Source organism: Bradyrhizobium sp. 142 (assembly GCF_023074015.1).
Lineage (GTDB): Bacteria > Pseudomonadota > Alphaproteobacteria > Rhizobiales > Xanthobacteraceae > Bradyrhizobium.
This window is the reverse complement of the sequence record NZ_JADPKQ010000287.1, coordinates 1-776: the sequence shown is the minus strand read 5'-3', so window position 1 is coordinate 776 and position 776 is coordinate 1. Positions and strand designations below refer to the sequence as shown.

The following is a 776-nucleotide window of genomic DNA, read 5'->3' as shown; positions in this document are numbered from 1 at the left end:
CAGACAGAGTCTCTGGCAGCGTGATAGAAAGGGATCAGGAGCGGTCAGTTTCCAACTAGCAAACCGGTTCAAGCGGTCCCGCTCTGCGGGTCCATTTCACTGCTTCCACTCGGCGTAGACGTAGGGCGCAGTCGGTAATGGCTTCAACGCTGGCTGGTCCAGTGCCTCAAACAGCGCGCGGCGGCTCGCGCCGAGATGCCGGGAGACACGGTCGTTCAGCGCTGTGACACAATCACGGATCGCTGCGTTCAACTCGACGAGCGAGAAGAACCTGATGTTGCGCAACTTGGCGATAATCCAGCGCGTCGCGACCTGCACGGCGACCTCGACCTTCGCCTTGTCGCGCGGTTTTCTCGGCCGTGCCGGCACAATGGCCGTGTCGTAGTGCACCGCCATTTCGGCATAGGCACGATTGACGCCCGGCTCGTAGAAGCAGGCCTTGGTGACGCCGGACTTCAGATTGTCGGAAACGACCATCGCCGGCACACCGCCGTAAAAGACAAAGGCGCGTGTGTGCGAGCCGATCCAGTCGGGCAGCGTCTGCGTGAAGGTTGCCTCGGCGTACGTAAAACTCGATGCGCCGAGGGCTGCGACAAACAGCTGGCAGGCATGCACCTCTCCGGTCGCGGCATCGACGATGTCAATCGTCGTACCGGCGTAATCGACGAACAGCTTCTCGCCGGCCACATGCGCCTGCCGCATCGTCGGCGACAACCGGCCTTCCCAGGCTCGATAGAGTTCGCAGAACCAGCTGCGGCCGTAACCGTCGGGATGCG

The 776-nt window shown here is 62.1% G+C and carries 1 pseudogene; it reads right to left on the bottom strand.

The window, feature by feature from the left end:
- Positions 1 to 99: 99 nt before the first annotated feature.
- A pseudogene (gene istA / locus IVA82_RS24990) lies at positions 100 to 776 on the bottom strand (IS21 family transposase); the annotation flags it as partial.